This window comes from Psychroflexus torquis ATCC 700755 (genome assembly GCF_000153485.2).
GTDB lineage: Bacteria > Bacteroidota > Bacteroidia > Flavobacteriales > Flavobacteriaceae > Psychroflexus > Psychroflexus torquis.
Window position 1 is genome coordinate 3,108,271 of record NC_018721.1, and the last position, 22,163, is coordinate 3,130,433.

General features: G+C 36.2%; 20 protein-coding genes. 8 read left to right on the top strand and 12 right to left on the bottom strand.

The window, feature by feature from the left end:
• Positions 1–111 precede the first annotated feature (111 nt).
• Positions 112–585: a hypothetical protein gene (locus P700755_RS13340; RefSeq protein WP_041758374.1), complete on the top strand. Its 474-nt coding sequence runs from the start codon at positions 112–114 to the stop codon at positions 583–585.
• Here the strand turns inward: P700755_RS13340 and P700755_RS13345 are convergent.
• Positions 582–1,139 carry a hypothetical protein gene (locus tag P700755_RS13345; RefSeq protein WP_015025180.1) on the bottom strand — a complete coding sequence of 186 codons (558 nt, stop codon included), beginning with the start codon at positions 1,137–1,139 and terminating at the stop codon, positions 582–584. The two genes, P700755_RS13340 and P700755_RS13345, sit on opposite strands and share 4 nt — an antisense overlap.
• Positions 1,140–1,483: 344 nt before the next feature.
• Here P700755_RS13345 and gltB point away from each other — a divergent pair, with 344 nt between their 5' ends.
• From gltB to trxA, 5 genes are all read left to right on the top strand, one after another.
• Positions 1,484–6,001, top strand: coding sequence for a glutamate synthase large subunit (gene gltB / locus P700755_RS13350; RefSeq protein WP_015025181.1), 4,518 nt, complete (start codon positions 1,484–1,486; stop codon positions 5,999–6,001).
• A complete protein-coding gene (locus P700755_RS13355) occupies positions 6,001–7,458 on the top strand; it encodes a glutamate synthase subunit beta (protein ID WP_015025182.1) in 1,458 nt (485 codons plus the stop codon). The genes gltB and P700755_RS13355 overlap by 1 nt, the downstream gene beginning before the upstream one ends.
• A 23-nt stretch (positions 7,459–7,481) precedes the next feature.
• Positions 7,482–7,871, top strand: a complete 390-nt coding sequence (locus P700755_RS13360; RefSeq protein WP_015025183.1) for a hypothetical protein — start codon at positions 7,482–7,484, stop codon at positions 7,869–7,871.
• A 71-nt stretch (positions 7,872–7,942) separates the two neighbouring features.
• Complete coding sequence (locus P700755_RS13365) at positions 7,943–9,226, top strand: acetyl-CoA hydrolase/transferase family protein (protein ID WP_015025184.1); 1,284 nt, start codon at positions 7,943–7,945, stop codon at positions 9,224–9,226.
• A gap of 44 nt (positions 9,227–9,270) precedes the next feature.
• The gene (trxA, locus tag P700755_RS13370) at positions 9,271–9,570 is read left to right on the top strand and encodes a thioredoxin (RefSeq protein ID WP_015025185.1); all 300 of its coding nucleotides are present in this window, start codon (positions 9,271–9,273) and stop codon (positions 9,568–9,570) included.
• Positions 9,571–9,600: 30 nt separating this feature from the next.
• Here the strand turns inward: trxA and P700755_RS13375 are convergent, their stop codons facing one another.
• The 3 genes from P700755_RS13375 to P700755_RS13385 form a co-directional block, all read right to left on the bottom strand.
• Positions 9,601–10,233 (bottom strand): hypothetical protein, encoded by a 633-nt coding sequence (locus P700755_RS13375; protein WP_015025186.1) that lies wholly within the window; start codon positions 10,231–10,233, stop codon positions 9,601–9,603.
• A 163-nt stretch (positions 10,234–10,396) separates the two neighbouring features.
• Entirely contained in the window at positions 10,397–10,813 is a 417-nt protein-coding gene (locus tag P700755_RS13380) for a hypothetical protein (protein ID WP_015025187.1), read from the bottom strand.
• Positions 10,814–10,848: 35 nt separating this feature from the next.
• Positions 10,849–11,682 carry a universal stress protein gene (locus tag P700755_RS13385; RefSeq protein WP_015025188.1) on the bottom strand — a complete coding sequence of 278 codons (834 nt, stop codon included), beginning with the start codon at positions 11,680–11,682 and terminating at the stop codon, positions 10,849–10,851.
• Between the two features lie 245 nt (positions 11,683–11,927).
• Between P700755_RS13385 and P700755_RS13390 the strand changes: the two genes are divergently transcribed.
• On the top strand, positions 11,928–12,383 hold the full coding sequence (locus P700755_RS13390; protein WP_015025189.1) for a methyltransferase family protein: 456 nt from the start codon (positions 11,928–11,930) through the stop codon (positions 12,381–12,383).
• 49 nt (positions 12,384–12,432) lie between these two features.
• Positions 12,433–13,302, top strand: coding sequence for a sterol desaturase family protein (locus tag P700755_RS13395; RefSeq protein WP_015025190.1), 870 nt, complete (start codon positions 12,433–12,435; stop codon positions 13,300–13,302).
• 6 nt (positions 13,303–13,308) lie between these two features.
• Here P700755_RS13395 and P700755_RS13400 read toward each other — a convergent pair whose 3' ends face one another.
• From P700755_RS13400 to kynU, 8 genes are all read right to left on the bottom strand, one after another.
• Positions 13,309–13,533: a DUF6095 family protein gene (locus P700755_RS13400; RefSeq protein ID WP_015025191.1), complete on the bottom strand. Its 225-nt coding sequence runs from the start codon at positions 13,531–13,533 to the stop codon at positions 13,309–13,311.
• Complete coding sequence (gene murQ, locus P700755_RS13405; RefSeq protein ID WP_015025192.1) at positions 13,517–14,338, bottom strand: N-acetylmuramic acid 6-phosphate etherase; 822 nt, start codon at positions 14,336–14,338, stop codon at positions 13,517–13,519. Before murQ ends, P700755_RS13400 begins: the two co-directional genes overlap by 17 nt.
• Positions 14,335–15,147, bottom strand: a complete 813-nt coding sequence (locus P700755_RS13410) for a DUF4249 domain-containing protein (RefSeq protein WP_015025193.1) — start codon at positions 15,145–15,147, stop codon at positions 14,335–14,337. Before P700755_RS13410 ends, murQ begins: the two co-directional genes overlap by 4 nt.
• A gap of 2 nt (positions 15,148–15,149) precedes the next feature.
• Entirely contained in the window at positions 15,150–17,528 is a 2,379-nt protein-coding gene (locus tag P700755_RS13415) for a TonB-dependent receptor (RefSeq protein ID WP_015025194.1), read from the bottom strand.
• Positions 17,529–17,599: 71 nt separating this feature from the next.
• Positions 17,600–18,241, bottom strand: coding sequence for an O-methyltransferase (locus tag P700755_RS13420; protein ID WP_015025195.1), 642 nt, complete (start codon positions 18,239–18,241; stop codon positions 17,600–17,602).
• Positions 18,241–19,326 (bottom strand): amidohydrolase family protein, encoded by a 1,086-nt coding sequence (locus P700755_RS13425; protein WP_015025196.1) that lies wholly within the window; start codon positions 19,324–19,326, stop codon positions 18,241–18,243. The genes P700755_RS13420 and P700755_RS13425 overlap by 1 nt, the downstream gene beginning before the upstream one ends.
• 181 nt (positions 19,327–19,507) lie before the next feature.
• Complete coding sequence (locus tag P700755_RS13430; RefSeq protein WP_015025197.1) at positions 19,508–20,899, bottom strand: FAD-dependent oxidoreductase; 1,392 nt, start codon at positions 20,897–20,899, stop codon at positions 19,508–19,510.
• Positions 20,892–22,160, bottom strand: a complete 1,269-nt coding sequence (gene kynU / locus P700755_RS13435; protein ID WP_015025198.1) for a kynureninase — start codon at positions 22,158–22,160, stop codon at positions 20,892–20,894. Before kynU ends, P700755_RS13430 begins: the two co-directional genes overlap by 8 nt.
• Positions 22,161–22,163: the final 3 nt, after the last annotated feature.

Sequence of the window (22,163 nt, forward strand, 5' to 3'; positions counted from 1 at the left end):
TAAACAAAAGTTATTGTTAGTGCTTTGGGTTTTGTAAAACTGATAAATTATTGTTTAAACCTTCAGTGCTTAAATTAAGTATGCTTTCATTTGCATAAGAATATATTTGAAATGAGATATTTTACCCTTTTGGTTGTTATCCTTCTTGCGGCTTGCAAAAGTTCTCAAACGGATTTACCATTACTTCAAGAGTGTCCTGGTGATGGAGATTGCGAAGTTGAAGTCTTTAAGGAGTCGAGACTTATTTTAAAAGAAGACAATACTGGAATAATAGAAGTTACCTTGGAACAAGATAAAGACTTTCAAGTGGTGTTTATTAAATACAAAGATTCAACCAATAAAAACTATAGTGAAGAGGTTTATCTTCAAATACCGTTGAGGTTTAAAGAAATTCATTCAGAAAATCACAGCTTAAAAAATCAAAAAGTTGTGTTTGGGAAATTGTGTGATTGTCCAGATAAAGGTTTTGAAAAAATAAATTCTGGAGTCCTTAAGCTCATTAACTTGAATGATTATATTTCCTTGCATTTAGAGATAAAATCAAATAAATCTCAAGTTGTACAAACTATAGACTTAGATATTTAATTATCGCTGACATCTCCTGCAAATGGCGGGATTCCAGGAGAAGAGCCAGGTTTTTTGGAATTCTCTTCATCTTTGCCTAATTCTATAATGTTATAAGGAAAGTTCTTACTTCTTATCTTCTCTCTCTTTTTACAATCCAAATCTGAATAAATAACTTGATATTTTTCTTCCGAATAAGCGTCCCAAGCATACAAATACACTTCCCTAACATATCTTAAGATAAGGTCATAATTTTTGTGTTCGCCATATGATCCTAAAGCTATGATAGCCTGCTTGGGAGAGTCTGACTTAGTTTTTACACTCGAAGGGTTTGACAAAAAATCATATACCAATTCTTTAAACTGTATTTCCGAAAGGCCTTCTTTCTTTTGTCCGTTCATTAAAAGCTTCCCTTCTTGATCTATAATCAGTGTTAAAATATTATTGGATTGAGCTGAAGTATATTCCTCATTGGTTATTTCATTCTCAATTTTACAAGTAGTATCTAGCCATTGCTGTCCAAAGCTTAGATTCGATAAAAGTAAAATTAAAAAAAAAGGGAGTAAGGTTTTCATCTTAAGTGATTTAGTAAACGCAAAGTTAAGAATTTATCTGATTATTTTTTCTGAAGTTGAATTATAAATTTAAATACATTCATCTTAGGAAAAAGTTCAAATCTAACTATTAGTTGGAGTATTCTAAAACTTGAAGTGTTCATTTTTAAGATTTACAAGCATAAATTGGACATAACAAAAAGTTGCGTATTTAGATTCCTGATTTATCCTCTTAAAAAAATAAGAATTGTACAAATGTCAATTTTAACAAAATATATACTTAAGAATAGGCTATTTACTGGTTATCTTCTTCGAAATTAACTAGTTTTAATAAATTATTCTTATATAAATTTTAAATAGAGCTTATGAAGAGAGATTCGTTATACGATCCTAGTTTTGAACATGATGCTTGCGGAATCGGAACAGTTATAAATATTGACGGTAAAAAAGAGTTTAAATTAATAGATGATGCTTTAACCATGTTGGAAAATATGGAGCATCGAGGAGGAACTGGTGCAGATCCTGAAACTGGAGATGGGGCAGGGATACTGATACAAATTGATAAAGACTTTATCAACTGGATATCAAAAGAAGCTAATGTCAGTTTAGACTCAAAAAAACCTGTAGGGGTGGGGATGTTGTTTTTTCCTAAGATGCCTAGCGTCGCTGCGCAATGTGAGGACATCCTTAAAGAACACGCAGAGGATTTAGGCCTTGATATTTTGGGGTATAGAAAAGTGCCCATTGATCCTAAAGTTCCTGGAGTTGGCGCTAAACCATCAGAGCCTCTTATAAAACAAGTCATCATACAACCTAAAACTGAAATGTCTAATGACGAATTAGAGCGAAAGTTATTTGTCCTTAGAAATTCTGTGACACATTATATTGGTCACCATCTTAAAGGAAATAATAAAGCATTTTATGTTTGTAGTATGTCTACAAAAACGATGATCTATAAAGGTCAATTAAGGACTAATCAGTTAAGAGCTTACTTTGAAGATCTTAGAAATACTAATTTCAAATCGGCCTTTGCAATTATCCATTCTCGATTTTCGACCAATACTTTTCCAAATTGGAAGTTAGCGCAGCCTTTTCATTTTACAGCTCATAATGGAGAGATCAATACTATTCGAGGTAATGTGACGAAAATGAAGTCGAAAGAAGCAAACTTCAAATCTAAAGTTTTCTCAGATTCAGATTTAAAACGTTTGTTACCAGTCACAAATCCAGAACATTCAGATTCTGCTAATTTGGATGCTATGGTAGAAATGTTAGTATTAGATGGACGCCCATTGGAGCATGCAATGATGATGCTAGTCCCAGAGGCATGGCAAGACAATGTCTCTATAGATCCAGAGCGTAAAGCCTTTTACAAGTATCACGCTTCTATTATGGAACCTTGGGATGGCCCGGCAGCTCTTATTTTTACAGACGGAAAACGCGTTGGTGCTACATTAGATAGAAACGGTTTAAGGCCTTCACGATATTGCATCACCTCGACCGACAGACTTATAATTTCTTCTGAAGCTGGAGCACTTCCAGTAGATCCTAGTGAAATCATTAAAAAAGGAAGATTACAACCAGGTCGTATGGTTCTTGCAGATCTAGATCAAAATAAAGTCCTTTTTGATGATGAAATCAAACACAGGATTGTAAAAGACAAACCCTATTCACAGTGGATCAAAAATCAGAGAATTAAGCTTAGACATCAGCCAGTTCCAGAATTTGAAAGACAAATCCTCTCCAGTAAAGACCTTCTTCATTTACAGAATGCTTATGGGTACACTTCAGAAGAATTAAAAATCATTTTAGGCGATATGGCTGTAAGAGCTACAGAACCCATCGGTTCTATGGGAGCCGATACTCCACTTGCTATTTTGAGTAAACAAAGTCAACATATTGCTAATTACTTTAAGCAACTCTTTGCCCAAGTGAGTAATCCTCCTATTGATCCTATACGTGAACGTATGGTAATGTCCTTATTTACTAGGGTGGGAGAAAGTCTTAATATTTTAGATGAAACAGAATTACACACTAAACAAATACATATTTCTCAACCTGTATTGCTAAATTCTGATATCGAAAAATTTAAGTATTTAAAGGAAAAAGGTTTCGATTATGCTTTTATCAACTGTGTTTTTGAAGCGGATGGTAAGCCTGATAGTTTGGAAAAAGCCATTGATTTGGTTTGTAAAGCAGCAGAGAAAGCTGTAGAATCTGGTAAGAAAGTTCTGATACTTTCAGACAAAGCTATCGATATAGATCATGCTCCTATCCCTTCTTTACTCTCTACAGGTGCTGTTCACCATCATCTCGTAAAACTCAATTTAAGAACCAAGGTAGGAATTGTTGTTGAAGCAGGAGATGTAAGAGAAACACATCATTTTGCTACTTTAATCGGTTATGGAGCAAGTGCGGTCTATCCCTATCTAGCTATTCAATCTATAGAACATCTTCAAGAAGAGGGTAGGTTGGATACAGATATTACAAAAGAAAAGGCAGTTTCGAATTATCAAGAAGCGATTGGGTATGGCTTATTGAAAATCTTATCCAAAATGGGTATTAGTACCTTACAATCTTACCAAGGGGCTCAAATTTTTGAAGCTTTAGGCTTGCATAATACAGTGGTAGAAAAATGCTTTAAGGGTACAATTTCGAGAATTGAAGGCATCGATTTTGATGGACTTGCCAAAGAAGTTTTGGTTAGACATCACAAGGCTTATCCAGATAATAAAGGGGTGAAACAGAGTCTCGAAGTGGGCGGAGTATACCGATGGAAACTACGTGGTGAAAAGCATCTGTTTAATCCACAAACTATCCACTTGCTTCAACATTCTACAAAAACAAATAATTTTGCGCTTTATAAGAAGTTTGCTAACGAAGTCAACGATCAGCTTAAAGAGTCGTTGACACTTAGAGGTCTTTTTGAATTTAAAAAAAGAACGCCTATTCCATTATCTGAAGTAGAACCTGCCAAAGATATTATGAAACGTTTTGCAACGGGAGCGATGTCCTTTGGCTCAATTTCTCATGAAGCGCATTCTACATTGGCTATTGCTATGAATAGGATTGGTGCAAAAAGTAACAGTGGAGAAGGAGGCGAAGACGAAGTTAGATTTGATGTAAAATCCAATGGAGATTGGGAGCGATCTGCTATAAAACAAGTGGCTTCAGGGCGTTTTGGCGTCACTAGTTATTACCTCACCAATGCAGATGAGTTGCAAATTAAAATGGCACAAGGCGCTAAGCCTGGGGAAGGGGGACAGTTACCCGGCCATAAAGTGGACGAATGGATAGGAAGAGTAAGACATTCTACTCCAGGAGTGGGATTAATATCCCCTCCACCTCACCACGATATTTATTCTATAGAGGATCTAGCTCAACTTATTTTCGATTTGAAAAATGCGAATCGTGCTGCTAGGATAAACGTTAAGCTTGTATCTCAGGCAGGTGTAGGAACTGTGGCTGCAGGAGTAGCTAAAGCCAATGCCGATGTAGTTCTGATCTCTGGCGCTGATGGCGGGACAGGCGCTTCACCCTTAAGTTCTATTCGCCACGCGGGTTTACCTTGGGAATTAGGGCTATCTGAAGCACACCAAACGCTTGTCAAGAACAATTTAAGAAGTCGGATTACGGTTCAAGCAGATGGACAAATGCGAACAGGAAGGGATTTGGCTATTGCTACCCTTTTAGGAGCGGAAGAATGGGGTGTTTCCACAGCAGCTTTGATTGTAGAAGGTTGCATTATGATGAGGAAATGCCATACCAATACATGTCCAGTAGGGGTGGCAACTCAAAATCCGGAACTGCGAAAATTATTCACTGGAAAACCAGAACATGTGGTGAATTACTTCAATTTTTTAGCTGAAGACCTTAGAGAGATCATGGCTCAACTTGGTTTTAAATCTGTTAGTGATATGGTTGGCCATTCTGAAGTCATCAACATGAGAAAAGAAGTTCCCTTTTGGAAACTCAAAGATTTGGATTTAAGTCCGATTTTATATCAAGAAAAAATCTCAGAGCAAGTTGGAGTATACAAACAAATAGAGCAAGACCATGAAATTGATAAGGTGTTGGATTGGGAACTTTTAGAAAAAGCAAAACCTGCTTTGGAACATCATACTAAGGTAAAGCATGCTTTTTCTCTCAGAAATGTAAATCGTGCTACTGGTGCAATTTTATCTAATGAGATAAGTAAACTATATAAAGCTGAAGGTCTGGCGGAGGATACTATTCATTATAAATTTAACGGCTCTGCTGGGCAAAGCTTTGGTTGCTTTTTAGCGAAAGGAGTTACTTTTGAAGTAGAAGGGGAGTCTAATGATTACTTCGGAAAAGGACTATCAGGTGGTAAATTGATTATTTACCCACCACAACCGTCTGGATTTAAATCCGAAGAAAATATTATTATCGGTAATGTTGCTTTCTATGGAGCAACTTCTGGTTACGCCTATATTAATGGAATGGCAGGAGAGCGTTTTGGAGTAAGAAATTCTGGAGTTAATGCTGTGGTTGAAGGTGTTGGAGATCATGCTTGCGAATACATGACAGGAGGTAGATTGGTTATTTTAGGAGAAACAGGCAAAAACTTCGCCGCAGGGATGAGTGGAGGAGTCGCCTATATTTTTGATGAAAAAAACACGTTTAGATCCAATTGTAACAAAGCTATGGTGGGATTAGAATCTCCTTCCAAAGATGATTACAAGGAACTAAAGACCTTAATCGAAAATCATTATCACTACACTAAAAGTGAAAAAGCAAAATCAATACTAGATCGTTTTGATGAGATGTACACTCAGTTTATTAAAGTGATACCAACGGATTACAAGCGTATTTTAGAAGCAAAAAAACAAGAAGAACAAAATAAAAAAATAGTAGCATAATGGGACAACATGATGGATTTATGAAATATGATAGGGAGCTTCCAAAGACAAGGAATCCCAAGGATAGAGTTGGAGATTTTAAGGAAATTTTTGAGCCTTTTCCAGAGAATAAAACCAAAACTCAAGCTGCAAGATGTATGGACTGTGGAGTTCCATTTTGTCATTCGGGATGCCCCTTAGGAAATATAATACCAGAGTTTAATGAAGCTGTTTACGATGAGAATTGGGAAGATGCGGTTTCGATATTGTATTCTACCAATAACTTTCCAGAATTTACAGGTAGGATTTGCCCTGCTCCTTGTGAAGCTAGCTGTGTGTTAGGCATCAATAAATCTCCAGTAGCCATAGAACATATTGAAAAAACAATAGCTGAAAAAGCCCATGAACTAGGGTTTATGACCTCCAATACGCCAGAAGTAAGGACAGAGAAAAAAATTGCAGTAATTGGATCTGGTCCTGCTGGCCTTGCTGCTGCAGATCAACTTAATAAAGCAGGACATTGGGTGACTGTTTTTGAAAGAGAATCTAAAATTGGAGGATTGCTTCGTTATGGAATTCCAGATTTTAAACTTGAAAAATGGGTAGTGGATAGACGAATTCAAATTATGGATGATGAAGGTGTCCGTTTCAAAGTCAATGCAGAAGTAGGCAAAAGTATCAATCCTGAAATGCTCAAGGAAGATTTTGATGCGATTGTTGTTTGTACGGGGTGTACCTTACCTAGAAATTTACCTATTCCTGGACGCGATTTAAAAGGTATCCATTATGCAATGGATTTTTTAACGCTTCAGAATAAAGAAATCTCAGGGATTAAGTGTGATGATAAACTATCTGCTAAAGGTAAAAATGTAGTTGTTATTGGTGGTGGTGATACAGGCTCGGATTGTATAGGAACCTCTCATCGACAAGGTGCTGCTTCGGTACTTCAGCTTGAGCTTATGCCCAAACCACAAAGCAAACGAGGCGAAAAAGACCCTTGGCCTATGTGGCCTATGACCTTAAGAACTTCCTCTTCTCACGATGAAGGTGGTGAACGTAAATGGAGTACTCTGACCAAAGAATTTGTAGGAAATGATAAGGGAGAACTTGCTCATATCAAACTCGTTGATACCGAATGGGTAAACGAAGGAGGTAGACAACAAATGAAAGAAATTGAAGGGACAGAGCGATTACTACCTTGTGCGTTGGCTTTGCTAGCTGTAGGATTTACACAACCAGAAAATGCTCTTCTAAAAAGTTTAGGCGTAACCCAATCTAAGGCAGGAACTGTTGAAGCTAAAGAGTATAAAACTAGCGTAGAATCGATTTTTGCAGCAGGAGATGCTCGAAGAGGGCAGTCTTTGGTAGTTTGGGCGATTTCTGAAGGAAGAGAAGCCGCTAGAGAAGTAGATCAATTTTTAATGGGGAGTACAGAATTACCTTCAAAAAACGATTCCTTTTTAAATCTTGAAGTCTAAATTTTATTTAACTTTGATCCTATATGGAACATAAACCCTACGCCGTTATTGATAATTCTGCTTTTCCAATAGTGAAAGTTAGCTTTACAGGAGAGAAAAGTACAGATTTGAATTTTCATCACTACTTAAAAGCCCTTAAAGAATGCTATTCTCATCAACAACCTATTGCTATTATTTTTGAGGCGACTAAAGCGGTTACTCCTAAATTCTCTCACCAAAATCAACAGGCAAATTGGATAAAAGAAAATTGGACCCTTATCCAAAATCAGTGTCAGGGAACTGCATATATAATTCCAAGTCTCATTATTAAAATAGCTTTAAAATCGATTTTACTACTTCAGAAACAACCTGTTCCTTATAAGGTGTTTTCTATTGAAAAGGATGGTAAAGACTGGTTAAAATCATTGTTATAAACTTTTGTTTATTATAAATTATAACCTTTATCGAGTTGTATTTTTGCACTATAACTTGAAACCTTTTACATATGAATTACCAACTCAATACCGTTTCTTTAGAGGAAGCGGTTTCAACAGTAAAATCTGGAGATAGAGTATTTATACAAGGTGCTGCCATGACTCCGTACAAACTTATTACTGGTTTGGTATCCCGTTATGAATCGCTTAGTGATGTTGAAATTATTCATCTTCATACTGAAGGTCGAGCTGCTTATACAGAAAAACCTTATTCTCAAGCTTTTAAAATGAATAGTGTTTTTGTTGGATCCAACGTAAGGCAATCGGTGAAAGAGGGGCACGGGGATTATATACCGATTTTCTTAAGTGAGATACATCTGCTGTTTAGGCGATCCATATTACCATTAGACGTTGCTTTTATCCAAGTTTCACCACCAGATAGTCATGGTTACTGTTCTTTAGGGACATCAATTGATATTACTATTCCTGCTATCCAAACCGCTAAATTGGTGATAGCACAAGTGAATCCTCGAGTACCTAGGACTCACGGAGACGGGTTTATTCATGTGAGTGAGCTCGATTTTGCAATTGAAGAGGATGCTCCGATTTACGGTCATGAACTCCCCGTTGCTTCAGAAATTGAAAATAAAATAGGGGCTAACATAGCCAGTCTTGTCGAGAATGGCGCGACCCTACAAATGGGTATTGGTGCCATTCCTAATGCTGCCTTGGAAAACTTAGGGAGTCATAAAAATTTAGGTATCCATACCGAAATGTTTTCAGATGGTATTTTACCTTTGGTAGAAAGTGGTGTGATCAATGGAAGTCAAAAGGAAGTAAAAACAGGAAAGATCGTGACTTGTTTTGCTGTAGGCTCACAAAAGTTGTATGATTTTATGGATAATAATCCGTTAGTCCACATGAAAGAGGCTGCATATACAAACGATACAGCCATTATAAGACGAAATCCTAAAGTCACCGCGATCAACTCTGCCATCGAAATTGATTTGACAGGTCAAGTTTGTGCTGATACTATTGGGCAAATGCAATTTTCTGGAGTTGGTGGTCAAATGGACTTTATTCGTGGAGCTTCTCTGTCTGAAGGAGGAAAAGCGATTATTGCTATGCCTTCGGTTACTAAAAAAGGAATTTCAAAAATCACCCCGTTTTTAAAGGAAGGTGCCGGAGTAACAACAACTCGCGCGCACGTTCATTATATAGTGACAGAATATGGTGTGGTAAATCTTTATGGTAAAAATTTAAAACAGAGAGCAAAAGCTTTGATATCAATTGCACATCCTGATCATCGTGAGAGTCTAGAAAAAGCAGCTTTTAAACGTTTTAACTCTTACTAAGTTTATCTTTGTATAAAGTTGAGTCTAATAAAAAATAGTGAATTATGAGTCAAAAATTTAACGAGTTAATTAAAAGTGAAACGCCAGTTCTTGTTGATTTTTTCGCAGATTGGTGTGGACCTTGTAAAGTGCTTGCTCCTATTTTAAAAGAGGTTAAGAGTGAATTGGGGGATAGTATCAAAATCATTAAAATTGATGTAGATAAAAACGAAAAGCTAGCCGCAAAATATCAAGTGAGGGGAGTGCCAACTATGCTTATTTTTAAGGGCGGCGAACAAAAATGGAGACAGAGTGGGGTACTTCAAAAACAAGACATAGTTAATATCATTAAATCACATTCTTAAATGAAAACATACCTTAATCTTTTCGTATTGTCAATTCCCTATCACTATCCCAAGGTTTAAGGTTGAAAAAATATTTTTATTTATAAAATTTTGTTCTGCGGGAGCTGTCTCTATAGTTTCTGAAAGACTGAAGTGAACATCTGCCCCAAAACTAATTCCAATTACTTTTTTATCACTTAAGTAGTAAATTATATTTAGTCCAGTTACAACACCACTAAGGTTATATGTTAAATTACCAGTTTTTAGGGTACCTCTATTTTTAATGGCGGAGTCAAAAAATCCAAATTTTAATTCAGCTGTCAAATTTTTATAAATGGGCTGTTGGTAATATGCAAAAATCATAAAAGAATGGAATCGACTTGAGGGGAAGTTAGATCCAAAAAATCTTGAATCATCAAGCTTAAACTCATATCGATTATAATTTAAACCAATTCCTATAAATTCTTTAATTCCAAATCTTCCTACCAAATTGAAACCAATATTTTGAGAATAGGCTTGGCTTATAAAATTATCATCTAAAGAAGTGAATATTGAACCTTGAAGGCCAATTTGAACAGTGATAGGATTATTAATTCTACGTTGTGTTAAGCTATCTTTTTCTATTGATTGGCTATAACCAAAAGAGGATAAAAGTATGAAAATAGAAATTGTAAAATTTTTCATTCAGACGGTATTATACCAAACTATATTTATAATGTCGTATAGATAAATTGAATTATTTTTTGATTGATTGAAATTAAAAATAATTAGCATAGCCTTAGTTACGGTAATTATTTTTTGATGAAAAACAGGCGAAAAAGAAACGATCTATTTCGACATTATAGGTTTAATTTGGTATTAGCATCAAATCTTCAAAGTTGAGGTCTAAAGAATTTGAATCTTCGATAATCAAAATAGGAAAATTTTCATCTGGTTCTATAGATTGAAAATATAAACCTTGGTCCAGATCAATGAATAGAGCAAACTTAAGACTTGACCTTGGAAAGAAAAATTTAAATTCTCCTCTTTCATTTGTAACATCAAAAACATCAATACGGTTTATTTGATTTAGATTGAAACCAAAGTTTTGAAGTTCTTGAGAAGACTCTATTTCGGAAGAAATCAATTCAATTTTCAAACCTTGAATTGGATTGATTTCTTGGTCAACAAGAACTCCTTTTATAGTAATTACAGTATTATCTTCTACAGCAGTACATCCTAGGACTATTAAGATTAAAGTTATAAATAGCAATATTCTTTTCATACTTTAAACATAGTAATATTCAAGTTACCTAAATATTAAATCTTAAGAGTAAGCACAGGAAGTTCAGAATGATTAACGACATCTTCACCTACACTACCATTAAAAAAATGAGAAATTCCTTTTCGACCGTGTGTAGGAATAATGATGAGATCTGCTTTTAAAGATAGTGCTCCATTTAGAATTCCTTCTCCCAGAGAATAATCATTATAAATCTCGATATTATCTCTTGACAGAGGGGCTTCCATCTTATTCAGAAAGTTTTTTATATGATCTCGAATTTCAGTAGTGCTATAAAATTGGTTTCCAGGTAAATTTATATACAAGAGTTGCATTTTAGCCTTAAAGCTATCAACAAAACCTTTTGCTGTTTGATAAGCCTCCATAGTCTCTAACTCAAAGTTTGAAGCAAAGACAGCATTTTTAAAATCAACATCTTTTAATTCGTTCTTAATCACCATGACCGGCACTTCAGAAAAACGGACTACTTTTTCTGTATTGGAACCCACTACAATTTCTTCAAGGCCAGAAGCTCCACTAGACCCCATAACAACCATGTCGATGTCATTTTTTTCTACGACATCTCTTATAATTCTTGAGGCGGATCCAGGTTCTACGTGTTCTATAATTGAAATATCTTTGAGATAATCCTTGTCTAAAAATTCAACAAATTTCTTACTGGCCATCTTCATGAAAAAAAGTATTTGCTCATTATCAACATTAAATTGTTCAGTGCCGAAAAGCGACTCAGCTAACTCAATTACATGAAGAATATGGAGCTCAGCCTTGTTTTTTATCGCCAGCTTAGCTGCAACTTTAAGTGCATTTTCTGAGGGAATTGAAAAATCGATAGGAACTAATATCTTCTTCATAAATTTAGATTTTAACTGGTTATTGAAATAATTTTTTTCAAATTAAATGGTTTACTAATCTTAGTGTAAACCCTGAAAGCTTCAACTCTATGGCTTTAATTGAAAGCCTCAAAGTGAACTTAAAGTTAATATTTTTTTCCGAATATTTAAAGTGAATTATGAAAACTTCAGGTGAATCGTGTAGACAATTCTGGGTTTTATAAAGCTTGTCTTAAGTAGAATATTAACTTTGAAAAAAACGAATTATGCTTAAGTTGAAAGACGTTGTCTTAGTTATTATTCAATTTATATGTCTCATAAGTTTTTTTCTAAACATCATCTGGTTTAAGATAGAGGTCTTAGAGCATTTTGTTTGGTTTTACATAGGTCTAGTTGGAGTAGTTCTAATCGTCATTGCCCTACTTCAATTAAATATAAACTTATCTCCATTTCCTCCTCCAAAAGCAAATTCCAAATTAATAACCAACGGTGCTTTTAAATATATAAGGCACCCCATCTATTCGGGGATACTCCTATTTATGTTTAGCTTTTCTTTATGGCTTGGCGATGGGTTTAAATTGTGTATAAGCATAGTTACACTTTTACTTTTCTATTATAAGTCTAGTTATGAAGAATCCCTTCTGGAGACTGCTTTTGAAACTTATGGTGGATATAAAAAAAGGGCAGGTCGGTTTTTACCAAAACTTTATAGACTAGTGTAATAAATGTTACTGAAAGTGAAGGCTCGAAACTTCAATTTTGTTTTTAATTATGGAAAAGTATAAAGACATATTTCTGAATTCCTTTAGTGGTTATTTCAATTACTTAGTTAACGAAATTCAAAACCCTTCCTTGACTAATTATTTTTGGTGGCTAGTTGGCCTATCTCTTTTAGTCTTATCTATAGAAATCATTAGTCCGTGGAGGAAAAATCAGAAAATAATTCGAAAAGGGTTTTGGTTAGATCTCTTTTATGTGTTCTTCAATTTCTTCTTATTTTCCTTAATTGGTTACAATGCCGTTTCCAATATTGTCGTTGAGCTGTTTAATGATGTTTTAGGACTTATAGGCATAGAAAACCTTGTGGCTTTTCAAATTCAGAATTTCCCTATTTGGTCTCAATTCCTTATCATGTTTCTGTTGGCCGATTTTATTCAATGGAACATTCATATTCAGTTGCACAAGCAACCTTGGTTATGGAAATTTCATAAGGTACACCATAGTGTAAAAGAAATGGGCTTTGCTGCACAATTTAGATTTCATTTTATGGAGACTGTTATTTATAAAGGGGTGCAGTATATTCCTTTGGCAATGATAGGGTTTGGTATCCAAGATTTTTTTATAGTCCATATGTTTGGAGTTTTTGTAGGCCATCTTAACCATGCCAATGTGGGCTGGGACTATGGCCCACTGAGGTATATTTTTAATAACCCAAAGATGCACATCTGGCACCATTCCAAAGCATTGCCAGAAAACCATCCTTACGGAATGAATTTTGGCTTATCGCTAAGCGTTTGGGATTATATCTTTGGAACGGCTCACGTTCCTGAAGATGGAAAAAATATTGAACTTGGTTTTGAAAAGGACGAAGAGTATCCTCAAGATTTTTGGAATCAACTCAAAAAACCCTTTAAAGAATGAATTTATTTATTCATCAAATAAGGCTTTTACGATAGTTCGAATTCCCTTAAATATAAAATATCCTGCGGCACTACTTAGCAAGATTCCTCCTATAAGAATAGGCCAATAAAGAGGTTTGTCTTGATTGTTAAATGCACTGAAGATAACTGAAGGTCCAATAAAAATTAGGGGTATGGCTCCAGCCATAAATCTTACTCCTTTCGCTAACGTATCTTTATTGGTGTGTTTCATGTTCAATAGCTTTTCTAACACTTCCGTGTTGTTTTAGGAGTTCTATGGCTTTTTGATCAGAAATCCCTAAGGCTTTAGAAATTAGAGAGCTTCCACGTTGCTTCAGTTTATCATTACTCAATTGCATATCGACCATCTTATTGTCTTTTACTCTTCCGAGTTTTATCATCACAGAGGTGGATATCATATTCAGGGTTAGTTTTTGGGCAGTACCCGCTTTCATTCTAGAACTTCCCGTTAAGAACTCAGGACCCACGATCACTTCGATAGGATAATCTGAAACTTTAGAAATATCAGTATTGGGGTTACAGACCATACAGCCTGTCACTATATTTTCTAACTGGCATCTGCTTAAACCTCCAACAACGTATGGTGTGGAGCCTGAAGCAGCGATTCCAACAACAACATCTGCCGAGTTAATGTTATGGGTTTGCAGGTCTTTCCAAGCTTGTTCGAAATCATCTTCAGCATGTTCAACTGCTTTTCTAATGGCTTTGTCTCCTCCAGCAATAATTCCGTTGACCATCTCTGGAGAAACCCCAAATGTAGGGGGGCATTCACTAGCATCCAAGATGCCTAAACGCCCACTGGTCCCCGCTCCAATATAGAAAAGTCTACCGCCTATCTTCAATTGTTCTACAATAACATCTACTAGCTTTTCAATGGATGGTATTTGCTTTTCAACGGCTAACGGAACACTCTGGTCCTCACTATTGATAGATTTCAAAAGCTCTGCAGTCGACATCTTTTCTAGGTGTCTGTAGTTTGAATCTTGTTCGGTTATTTTTGAAAATGTTTTACTCATTCTTCAATGGTGTATAGGACTTCATCGACTTCTGACAAACTAAAGTAACCAAAAATTAATTCATCCTCATCTGTAGCATTGCCAATATTACCTCTAACAGTAGCAGGCTCAGTTTCAAAGGGTCCACCCGCACTTCCAGCTTGAGCTAATAGTATATTTAAAAAATTATAGTAAGCCTGAGAAACCCCATGATTTTCTATAACGATATCCATTCCAGGCTCTAAATCTTCATCTGAATATAAACCAAAAATAGAATTTCCATCATTGAATTCATCATCGTAAATTTCAAATTCTGGGAAGGCCGTAAAAGGAACGAAAAACTTAAAGAGGTAGTAGTTTTCTACGTTTGCTGGATCTGTGTAAAATGCTTTCAGTTCAATGTTTTCACCACTAAATCCTCCTTCATTATTTTGTTGTATTGAGTCTATGGAGACAACGGGTTTTAAGGTCTCTTCAGCAGTATAGAGCTGGTTATCGACTTCTATGGATAAGATATAATCCATATCGATTTCTGGTATAAAATTTTGAGTTCTATATTCACCTGGGTTTTGTTCTTCAAAATTAAATGAAGTACCATTAGCATCGACCACTGTTATATTCGCATTACTAACAGTGACAGGTTCTTGTTCAAAAAAACCTCTTGTTCGGCTAAGTTTTATCGTTTGTTCTTCCCCTGTTGTTCCTTTCTTCCACTGCAAAGCAGCATCCACGACTAGTCTTGGTTGAGCTTCTGCTAGATTTATTTCCACAACATCTTCACAAGAGATAAGAAGAAGGGCTAGGCACAGAAATGTTAGTATTTTTTTCATGCTCAAAATTTAAAATTATAACTCACAGAGGGTACTATCCCAAAAATTGAAAATCTTACGGCTTCATTCTGACCTGAGGTAGGGTTTTGCTCAAAATTCAATGAAGCGGCATTTCTTCTATTGTACACATTATAAATACCAAAATTCCAAGAGGTAGACCAATTTTTGTTTTGCCGCTCTGGGGTGTAAGTTGCAGAGATATCTAATCTGTGAAAACTGGGTAACCTATTTAAATTCCTACCTTCAAAAACAGGAATGTTGAGATCTTGAAATTCAAATTGTCCCACTGGAAAATTAACAGGTCGCCCTGTTTGAAGTACAAAATTGGCATTTAACTGCCACTTGGGGTTAAGTTCATAACTGCTGGTTAATGAAATGTCATGTGTTCTATCGAATCCATTCAAATACCAATTGCCGTTATTTACACCTATTTCATCAGGGGTTCTTCCTGGGGTTCTTTGCTCGCTTCTGGATAAAGTATAAGATAGCCAGCCCGTAAGTCTACCCGTATTTTTCTTCAGATAAAATTCCAATCCATAGGCTCTGGATTCACCATTTAGAATAGAGCGCTCTATAGCATCATTGGCAATTAAATTGGCACCATCTATATAGTCAATTCTGTTGGCAATGCTTTTATAGAATATTTCAGTTTCTAAGGTGAAAGGTAGGTTTTCAAAATCTTTAAAAAACCCTAAAGCATATTGATCTAATTTTTGTGGCTTCACATAAGCTCCGCTGGGAGTCCACACGTCAAATGGAGTGGGAGAGGACGTATTGGAAAGCAGATGTAAATTTTGAACCATACGATTATAGCTCGCCTTTATAGAGGTGTAATCGTCTAGGGCATAAGAAATCCCTAGTCGTGGTTCAAAATTGATAAAACTTTCACTGATGGATGAGGTATTGCCTTCTTGTGTATCTATAGGTTGAGCTTCTACATAAATGTCTCGAGTCTCGTCATATAGCAATGGATTATCGTTGGCATATATATCTATGGTCTCATCCTCCATTCTTAAAAATGCACTGACTCTTAATCCATATTGAATATTGACATTATCGGTTAAAGATTGATTCACAGAAATAAAGGCGGCATTGTCGAAGGCATATTTATTATCTAAATCTCTAGAGTTGATCCCAGAGTCTGCGCTGGTAGGTATAATTTCTCCTGGATCGATAGTGTACTGAATGCTGCTCAATCCATAAGTTAGACTCAATTCTGAATTGATCTGGTGATTGATCTTATAGCTTAAATCGAAATTGGAAATGCTATTTTGAAAATTAAATCCTACTAAAGATAAATCCAATTCATAATTATATCGACTAAAAGAGAAGTTTAATTTTGAATTTATTTTATCATTAAATTCATGTCTCCAGTCCAAAATTCCAAAAGCATTACCGTAGATGTTGGTAAAACTATCGTTGATGTTGACGTAATCGCTTCCGTAATACCCTGAAAAACTCAGCGAGTTTTTATCATCAATATTGAAATTTAATTTGGTGTTTAAGTCGTAGAAATAGGCCGAATTTTGGTTGTCTGCCAATTTTAGAAATAAATGTGCGTAAGTCCCCCGACCACTTATTAGAAATGAACTTTTATCTTTTTGTATAGGGCCTTCCAAAGTTAATTTACTAGAAATAACACCAATACCACCCTCGCCTTTTAAAGACTGGCTATTTCCTGTTTTTTGCTGAATATCCAGTACAGAAGAGACTCTTCCACCATAATTGGAGGGAATACCTCCTTTGTAGAGTTTTAGATTTTTGATTGCATCTGGGTTAAAAATGGAGAAGAAGCCAAACAAATGAGAGGAATTATAAATAAGAGCATCATCTATAAGAATTAAGTTTTGATCTGTAGATCCACCCCTTACATTAAACCCTGAAGCCCCTTCACCTGCATTGGATACGCCTGGCAATAGAAGTAGAGATTGGATGACATCTACTTCTCCAAAAACCACAGGTATTTTTTTAATACTAGACGCATCGAGTTTACTTACACTCATTTCTGGATCCCTAATATTGATACCTTCAATATTATCTGTGATTAAAATTTCATCGAGGCTTTCAGTTTTAGAAAGAAGGGTGAAATCTATGATTTTGTCACTGCTCAATTTCAGCTCCATTTCGATATTTTGGAAGCCCACATAAGAGACTTTCAGTCTATAAGTCCCTTTCGCAAGTTGAAGTGAGTAGTTTCCATTTTGATCAGAAACTGTTCCCCTATTTGGATTAATGATCTGGACAGTTGCTCCAAAAACTGGTAAACCAGCGTCATCGGTCACTTTACCAGATAGCTTATAGCCTTGGCTAAATAAAAATTGAGTAATGAAAAGCGTAAAAAATAGTATGGAAGGCTTGATAGTTTTTTTTTTTTTAGCCAAATATATTTAACCTATTGGTCTTAAACTCATTTTAACTTTTAAATAAAACCAAAAACTTTTATCTTAAAGTATTAGCGTTTTCTAGATAGGGTAAGACCGTCTCTAATGGGTAGCAAAACGGTTTCTATTCTAGGATCGTCTTTTAAAACTTTATTGTATGCCAATAAGGCTTTGGTGTCTTCGTCTTTTGGGTGCAGGGTTTCAATAACTTTACCACTCCAAAGTACATTATCGGATAAGAGTAAGCCTCCTGGTTTTAACTTATCAATAATCAGTTCGAAATAGGTTGGATAGTATTTTTTATCTGCATCCATAAAGATTAAATCAAACTGCATATTCATCTTCGGAATAATACCTCTGGCATCTCCCGTGTACTGAATAATTTGAGGACCAAAACCACTTATATCAAAATATTTACGTTGTAAATCGCATAATTCTTCATTTCGATCTATAGTGTGGATTCTCCCCTCTTTTGAAAGACCTTCTGCTAGACATAAAGCCGAGTAACCTGTGTAAGTTCCAATTTCTAATATTGACGTTGGCTGGATTAATTTTGAAATTAAACTCAATAAACGACCTTGGAAATGGCCGCTTAACATTCTAGGTTGTAAAACTTTCTGCCAGGTTTCTTTGGTTAACTGCCGAAGTAATTCAGGTTCCAGTTCTGTATGGGATTCCGCATACGCCTGAAGTTCTGAGGGGATGAAATCCATTAACTTATTATTTTTTTGACTAGCTTTTCTTTTTCAGCTTCATCATCCCCAAATAGCCATTGTAAGACATTATCCGACCAGATTTCATTTTTTTCAGATTCAGTGATAATCTTTTCGTTCAAGGCCAGATCTAAGATTTTGCCAGGATAAGAAGATTGAGGTTCACTTTCCATCTCACCCAAAGGGTATGGATCGTCCAATCCTGCTAAAATTTGAGAACTGTTTTGATTTTCTAACAATAGCTTTAAAGATCTGGTATCATGAACCAGCGTGTCAAAAAAGATATTTTTATGCCCTACCGACTTTCTTGGGTGGATTTTACCTTCAAACAAATCTGGTCGACCGTCAAAGCCTTGGATTCGTCTCCCTAAATTGATTTGTGCCAATTGTCCGCCATGAGCAAAACAAACCCTCATATTGGGGTATTTGTCGGGATATCCATTTAGGGTTAAGAAATGGTAGGCGTCTGCACATTGAGCCAACATCCAGATAAGATGAAAACGCCAAGAGGTATTTTCCAACTTGATGAATTTTTCACCATCGTAAGGATGAATCTCAACAGCTAGATTATATTTGCTCGCCAGTTCAAAAATAGGTTCGTTTTCTTCATCAAAAATACATCGCCAGGTCCCAATAGTATCCATGTAATGAGTGGGAAGGCAAAGCAATTTTAAACCTAGTTCCTCCACGCACCGTTCTATTTCCCACAAAGCACCATTTACAAAGCCTGGGTGAACAACAAAGCCACAAGTGAATTTGTCTGGATGATTTTGTTGAACTTTAGCATTAAAATCATTTTGAAAGCGCAAAGCTTTCTTCATTTCCTCTACACGTAAGCCATTGCCATAAAGTTGAGACAAATTTAGAACTACCGCATGATCAATCTTGTAACGCTCCATCCATTCCAGTTTTTCTTTTAAGAAAAAACTAGAATCGGTGACAGGACGTTTCCACCCTTTCTGCAGCATGAATTTTCTATCCTCATCTATCCAAAAGATTTCTTTTTCCCTCATAAAATCAGGGATCTCTTCCGGATAGGGAAGTAGGTGAGAATGTCCGTTTATTCTAAGATTTCTTTTCGTCATCACTTTTGGTTTAAACAAACTGAGCTATAACCTTTATAAAAAAGAAATGCTCAGTCTTTCGGTAGAACTACCGCAATCTAATTATAAAATAAAGTATTTTACCCTTACCAAGCTTACTAAAATAAAGGTTTATTTTTTCTTCATGGGAATAGTTTAATCTCAGTAATAGCAAAAAAAGAAATTAGACTTCAAATAAGAGTTCCCCCTCCAAAACCTGTTGACTTACTTTTTGAATCAGTGTAAGCTGGTCTCTTAAACTTTGATCTCCATTCAATTTATGGTGCTTTAAGAGTCCCAAAATGGCTTTATCCTGAGCGCGGCCTTTGTCCATAGCCTCCTTATAGGAAACTTCTTCACTAAAGGTGACTAGAGAATATTTAGAAAAATACTCTTTAGGAAATTCTTTTTCTAGAGCCAGTTCAAGCTTACGCTTTTCCAAAAATAAATCTTGAGCCGTGTGGGATTTCATTTCATGAAAATTATCCAAAGCCAAGTCAGCAATGGCATCTGCATTTGGTTTTCTAGACTCGCTAAACACCTTAAAAGCTGTTTTTAAATCGAAATTGCTTTCTTCTAAAATATCATCAAATTCCACAACATCTTCAAACGAGGCATTCATCCCTTGACCGTAAAACGGAACAATTGCATGAGAGGCATCTCCCATAAGAAGTGCTTTTCCATAAGTCCACGGATCACACCTCACAGTACCTAAAGGCGCCGTAGGATTTTCAAAAAATTCAGTCCCTAAATTAGGCATCAAAGCGAGGGCGTCTGGGTAGTCGGTTTTGAAGTAGTCTTCAACGCTTTCTGCAGTGGTTAAGGAATTAAAATTATTCAGGCCACCTTCATAAGCCAAGAATAAGGTGACCGTGAAGCTCTTGTCTTGGTTGGGTAAGGCAATCAACATATTTTCTCCTCTTGGCCAAATGTGCAATGCTCCTTTTTCTGCTGCATACTCACTTTCAGCACTGGGAGGAAACGTCAATTCTTTATAGCCATGAGTCAAGAAATTTTGAGAATGACTGAACAAGAAACCTCGTTCTTTTTCCATTTGTTGCCTCACGACAGAGCCAGCACCATCAGTACCAAAAATCACATCTGCTTCTATGGTATATTCTGAATTGGAATCTGCTGTCTTAAAACTCGCGTGGGCTTGCTTCAAATCTACATGAACACAAGAGTGATTGAATTTAAGATCAACATTTTTGAAGGTATCCAACTCATCCAATAGAATTTTATTGAGACCGCTTCTAGAAATGGAGTTGATGTACTCTCCATCTCTTCCGCTGTATTTTGAAAGCTGAGTATGGCCTTCTTTATCGTGGAGCATACGTCCTAACATAGGAATGCAATAGGCTTCAATTTTATGTTCCAAGCCTACCCGTTTTATACCTTTTAGGCCTCTATTCGAAAGGGCTAAGTTGATAGAGCGACCTGCGGATAAAGCGACAGTCCTCATGTCTTCTCTTTTTTCGACTAAAGTCACTTGGTAGCCACGTTGAGCAAGGCGAAGAGCTAGCAGCGATCCGCAAAGACCGGCACCTATAATAAGTACAGATTCAGTTTTAAGCATATAAGCAGTTTTTTAAAATTTGTACAAAGGTGAATACATCCGTATAAGAATTATAGAGTGGAGCAGGAGCGATCCGGATCACATCAGGTTCTCTCCAGTCTGCCACCACACCTTTGTCCATCAATTGATGGAATAGTGATTTATTAGCATTTTTAACTTGTATAGACAATTGGCAACCCCTTTCTTCAGGGGACCTCGGGGTTAAAATTGAAATCTCCTCCATGTCTAAATCATCGATGAGAAATTCCAGAAAACCAGTTAAAAGCACAGATTTTTTTCTAATGTTGTCAAAGCCTGCTTTATCAAAAAGATCCAAAGATGATCGAGTCCCCGCTAAAGATAGAATTGGCGGATTGCTCAATTGCCATCCGTCAGCGGTTGGAATAGGGTCGAAGTCTACCCGCATATTAAACCGCGAGTCTTTGTTATGCCCCCACCATCCTACGAAGCGATTGATATGCTCATCGGCAATATGTTTTTCATGTATAAAACAACCGCCTAAACTTCCAGGCCCAGAGTTGAGGTACTTATAGGTGCACCACACGGCAAAGTCGGCACCAATGTTGTGCAAATTGGGTTGGATGTTTCCAGCTCCGTGCGCCAAGTCAAAACCAACGGTGATGTCCTTTGTTTTCGACACCTCTGTAATTCGTTTTAAATCATAAGCTTGACCAGAATAATAATTGGTACTGCCTATCATCACCAAAGCAATCTCATTGCCGTGTTCCTTGACAATGTGTTCAAAATCTTCTGTTCTGCAGAGATGCTCACCAGGTCTCGGTTTCCATAATAGCAGTCCCTCTTGAGGATCTATATTATGAAATTTTAATTGAGATTTTACGGCATATATGTCAGACGGAAAAGCATCACTTTCTATGACGATCTTAAACCTTTTGGGAGTTGGCTTATAAAAAGAAACCATCATGAGGTGTAGGTTCACCGTGAGGGTATTCATAATGACCACTTCTTGGGGTAGAGCACCAACTATTTTAGCCATTGATCCAGCGAGGTCCTCATTAGAGGTCATCCACGGATGTGTTGCATGGCTATGACCTTCTACGCCTAGATTTGCCCAGTCTTGTAATTCTTGCTGAATAAAAGCAGAGGTTTGTTTAGGTTGGAGTCCTAGCGAATTCCCACACAAATAAACTTTTGTAGAGCCATCTTTCGCCTTAGGAAAAAGAAACTCAGATCGATAGGCTCTCAGCGGATCAGCCTCGTCTAGTTGTTCTGCAAATACTTTAGTGTTTAGATATTTCATATA

Coding starts and splice junctions, on each gene's coding strand:
- P700755_RS13340 (WP_041758374.1), top strand. CDS start 112: ATGAGATATTTTACCCTTTTGGTTGTTATCCTTCTTGCGGCTTGCAAA.
- P700755_RS13345 (WP_015025180.1), bottom strand. CDS start 1,139: ATGAAAACCTTACTCCCTTTTTTTTTAATTTTACTTTTATCGAATCTA.
- gltB (WP_015025181.1), top strand. CDS start 1,484: ATGAAGAGAGATTCGTTATACGATCCTAGTTTTGAACATGATGCTTGC.
- P700755_RS13355 (WP_015025182.1), top strand. CDS start 6,001: ATGGGACAACATGATGGATTTATGAAATATGATAGGGAGCTTCCAAAG.
- P700755_RS13360 (WP_015025183.1), top strand. CDS start 7,482: ATGGAACATAAACCCTACGCCGTTATTGATAATTCTGCTTTTCCAATA.
- P700755_RS13365 (WP_015025184.1), top strand. CDS start 7,943: ATGAATTACCAACTCAATACCGTTTCTTTAGAGGAAGCGGTTTCAACA.
- trxA (WP_015025185.1), top strand. CDS start 9,271: ATGAGTCAAAAATTTAACGAGTTAATTAAAAGTGAAACGCCAGTTCTT.
- P700755_RS13375 (WP_015025186.1), bottom strand. CDS start 10,233: ATGAAAAATTTTACAATTTCTATTTTCATACTTTTATCCTCTTTTGGT.
- P700755_RS13380 (WP_015025187.1), bottom strand. CDS start 10,813: ATGAAAAGAATATTGCTATTTATAACTTTAATCTTAATAGTCCTAGGA.
- P700755_RS13385 (WP_015025188.1), bottom strand. CDS start 11,682: ATGAAGAAGATATTAGTTCCTATCGATTTTTCAATTCCCTCAGAAAAT.
- P700755_RS13390 (WP_015025189.1), top strand. CDS start 11,928: ATGCTTAAGTTGAAAGACGTTGTCTTAGTTATTATTCAATTTATATGT.
- P700755_RS13395 (WP_015025190.1), top strand. CDS start 12,433: ATGGAAAAGTATAAAGACATATTTCTGAATTCCTTTAGTGGTTATTTC.
- P700755_RS13400 (WP_015025191.1), bottom strand. CDS start 13,533: ATGAAACACACCAATAAAGATACGTTAGCGAAAGGAGTAAGATTTATG.
- murQ (WP_015025192.1), bottom strand. CDS start 14,338: ATGAGTAAAACATTTTCAAAAATAACCGAACAAGATTCAAACTACAGA.
- P700755_RS13410 (WP_015025193.1), bottom strand. CDS start 15,147: ATGAAAAAAATACTAACATTTCTGTGCCTAGCCCTTCTTCTTATCTCT.
- P700755_RS13420 (WP_015025195.1), bottom strand. CDS start 18,241: ATGGATTTCATCCCCTCAGAACTTCAGGCGTATGCGGAATCCCATACA.
- P700755_RS13425 (WP_015025196.1), bottom strand. CDS start 19,326: ATGACGAAAAGAAATCTTAGAATAAACGGACATTCTCACCTACTTCCC.
- P700755_RS13430 (WP_015025197.1), bottom strand. CDS start 20,899: ATGCTTAAAACTGAATCTGTACTTATTATAGGTGCCGGTCTTTGCGGA.
- kynU (WP_015025198.1), bottom strand. CDS start 22,160: ATGAAATATCTAAACACTAAAGTATTTGCAGAACAACTAGACGAGGCT.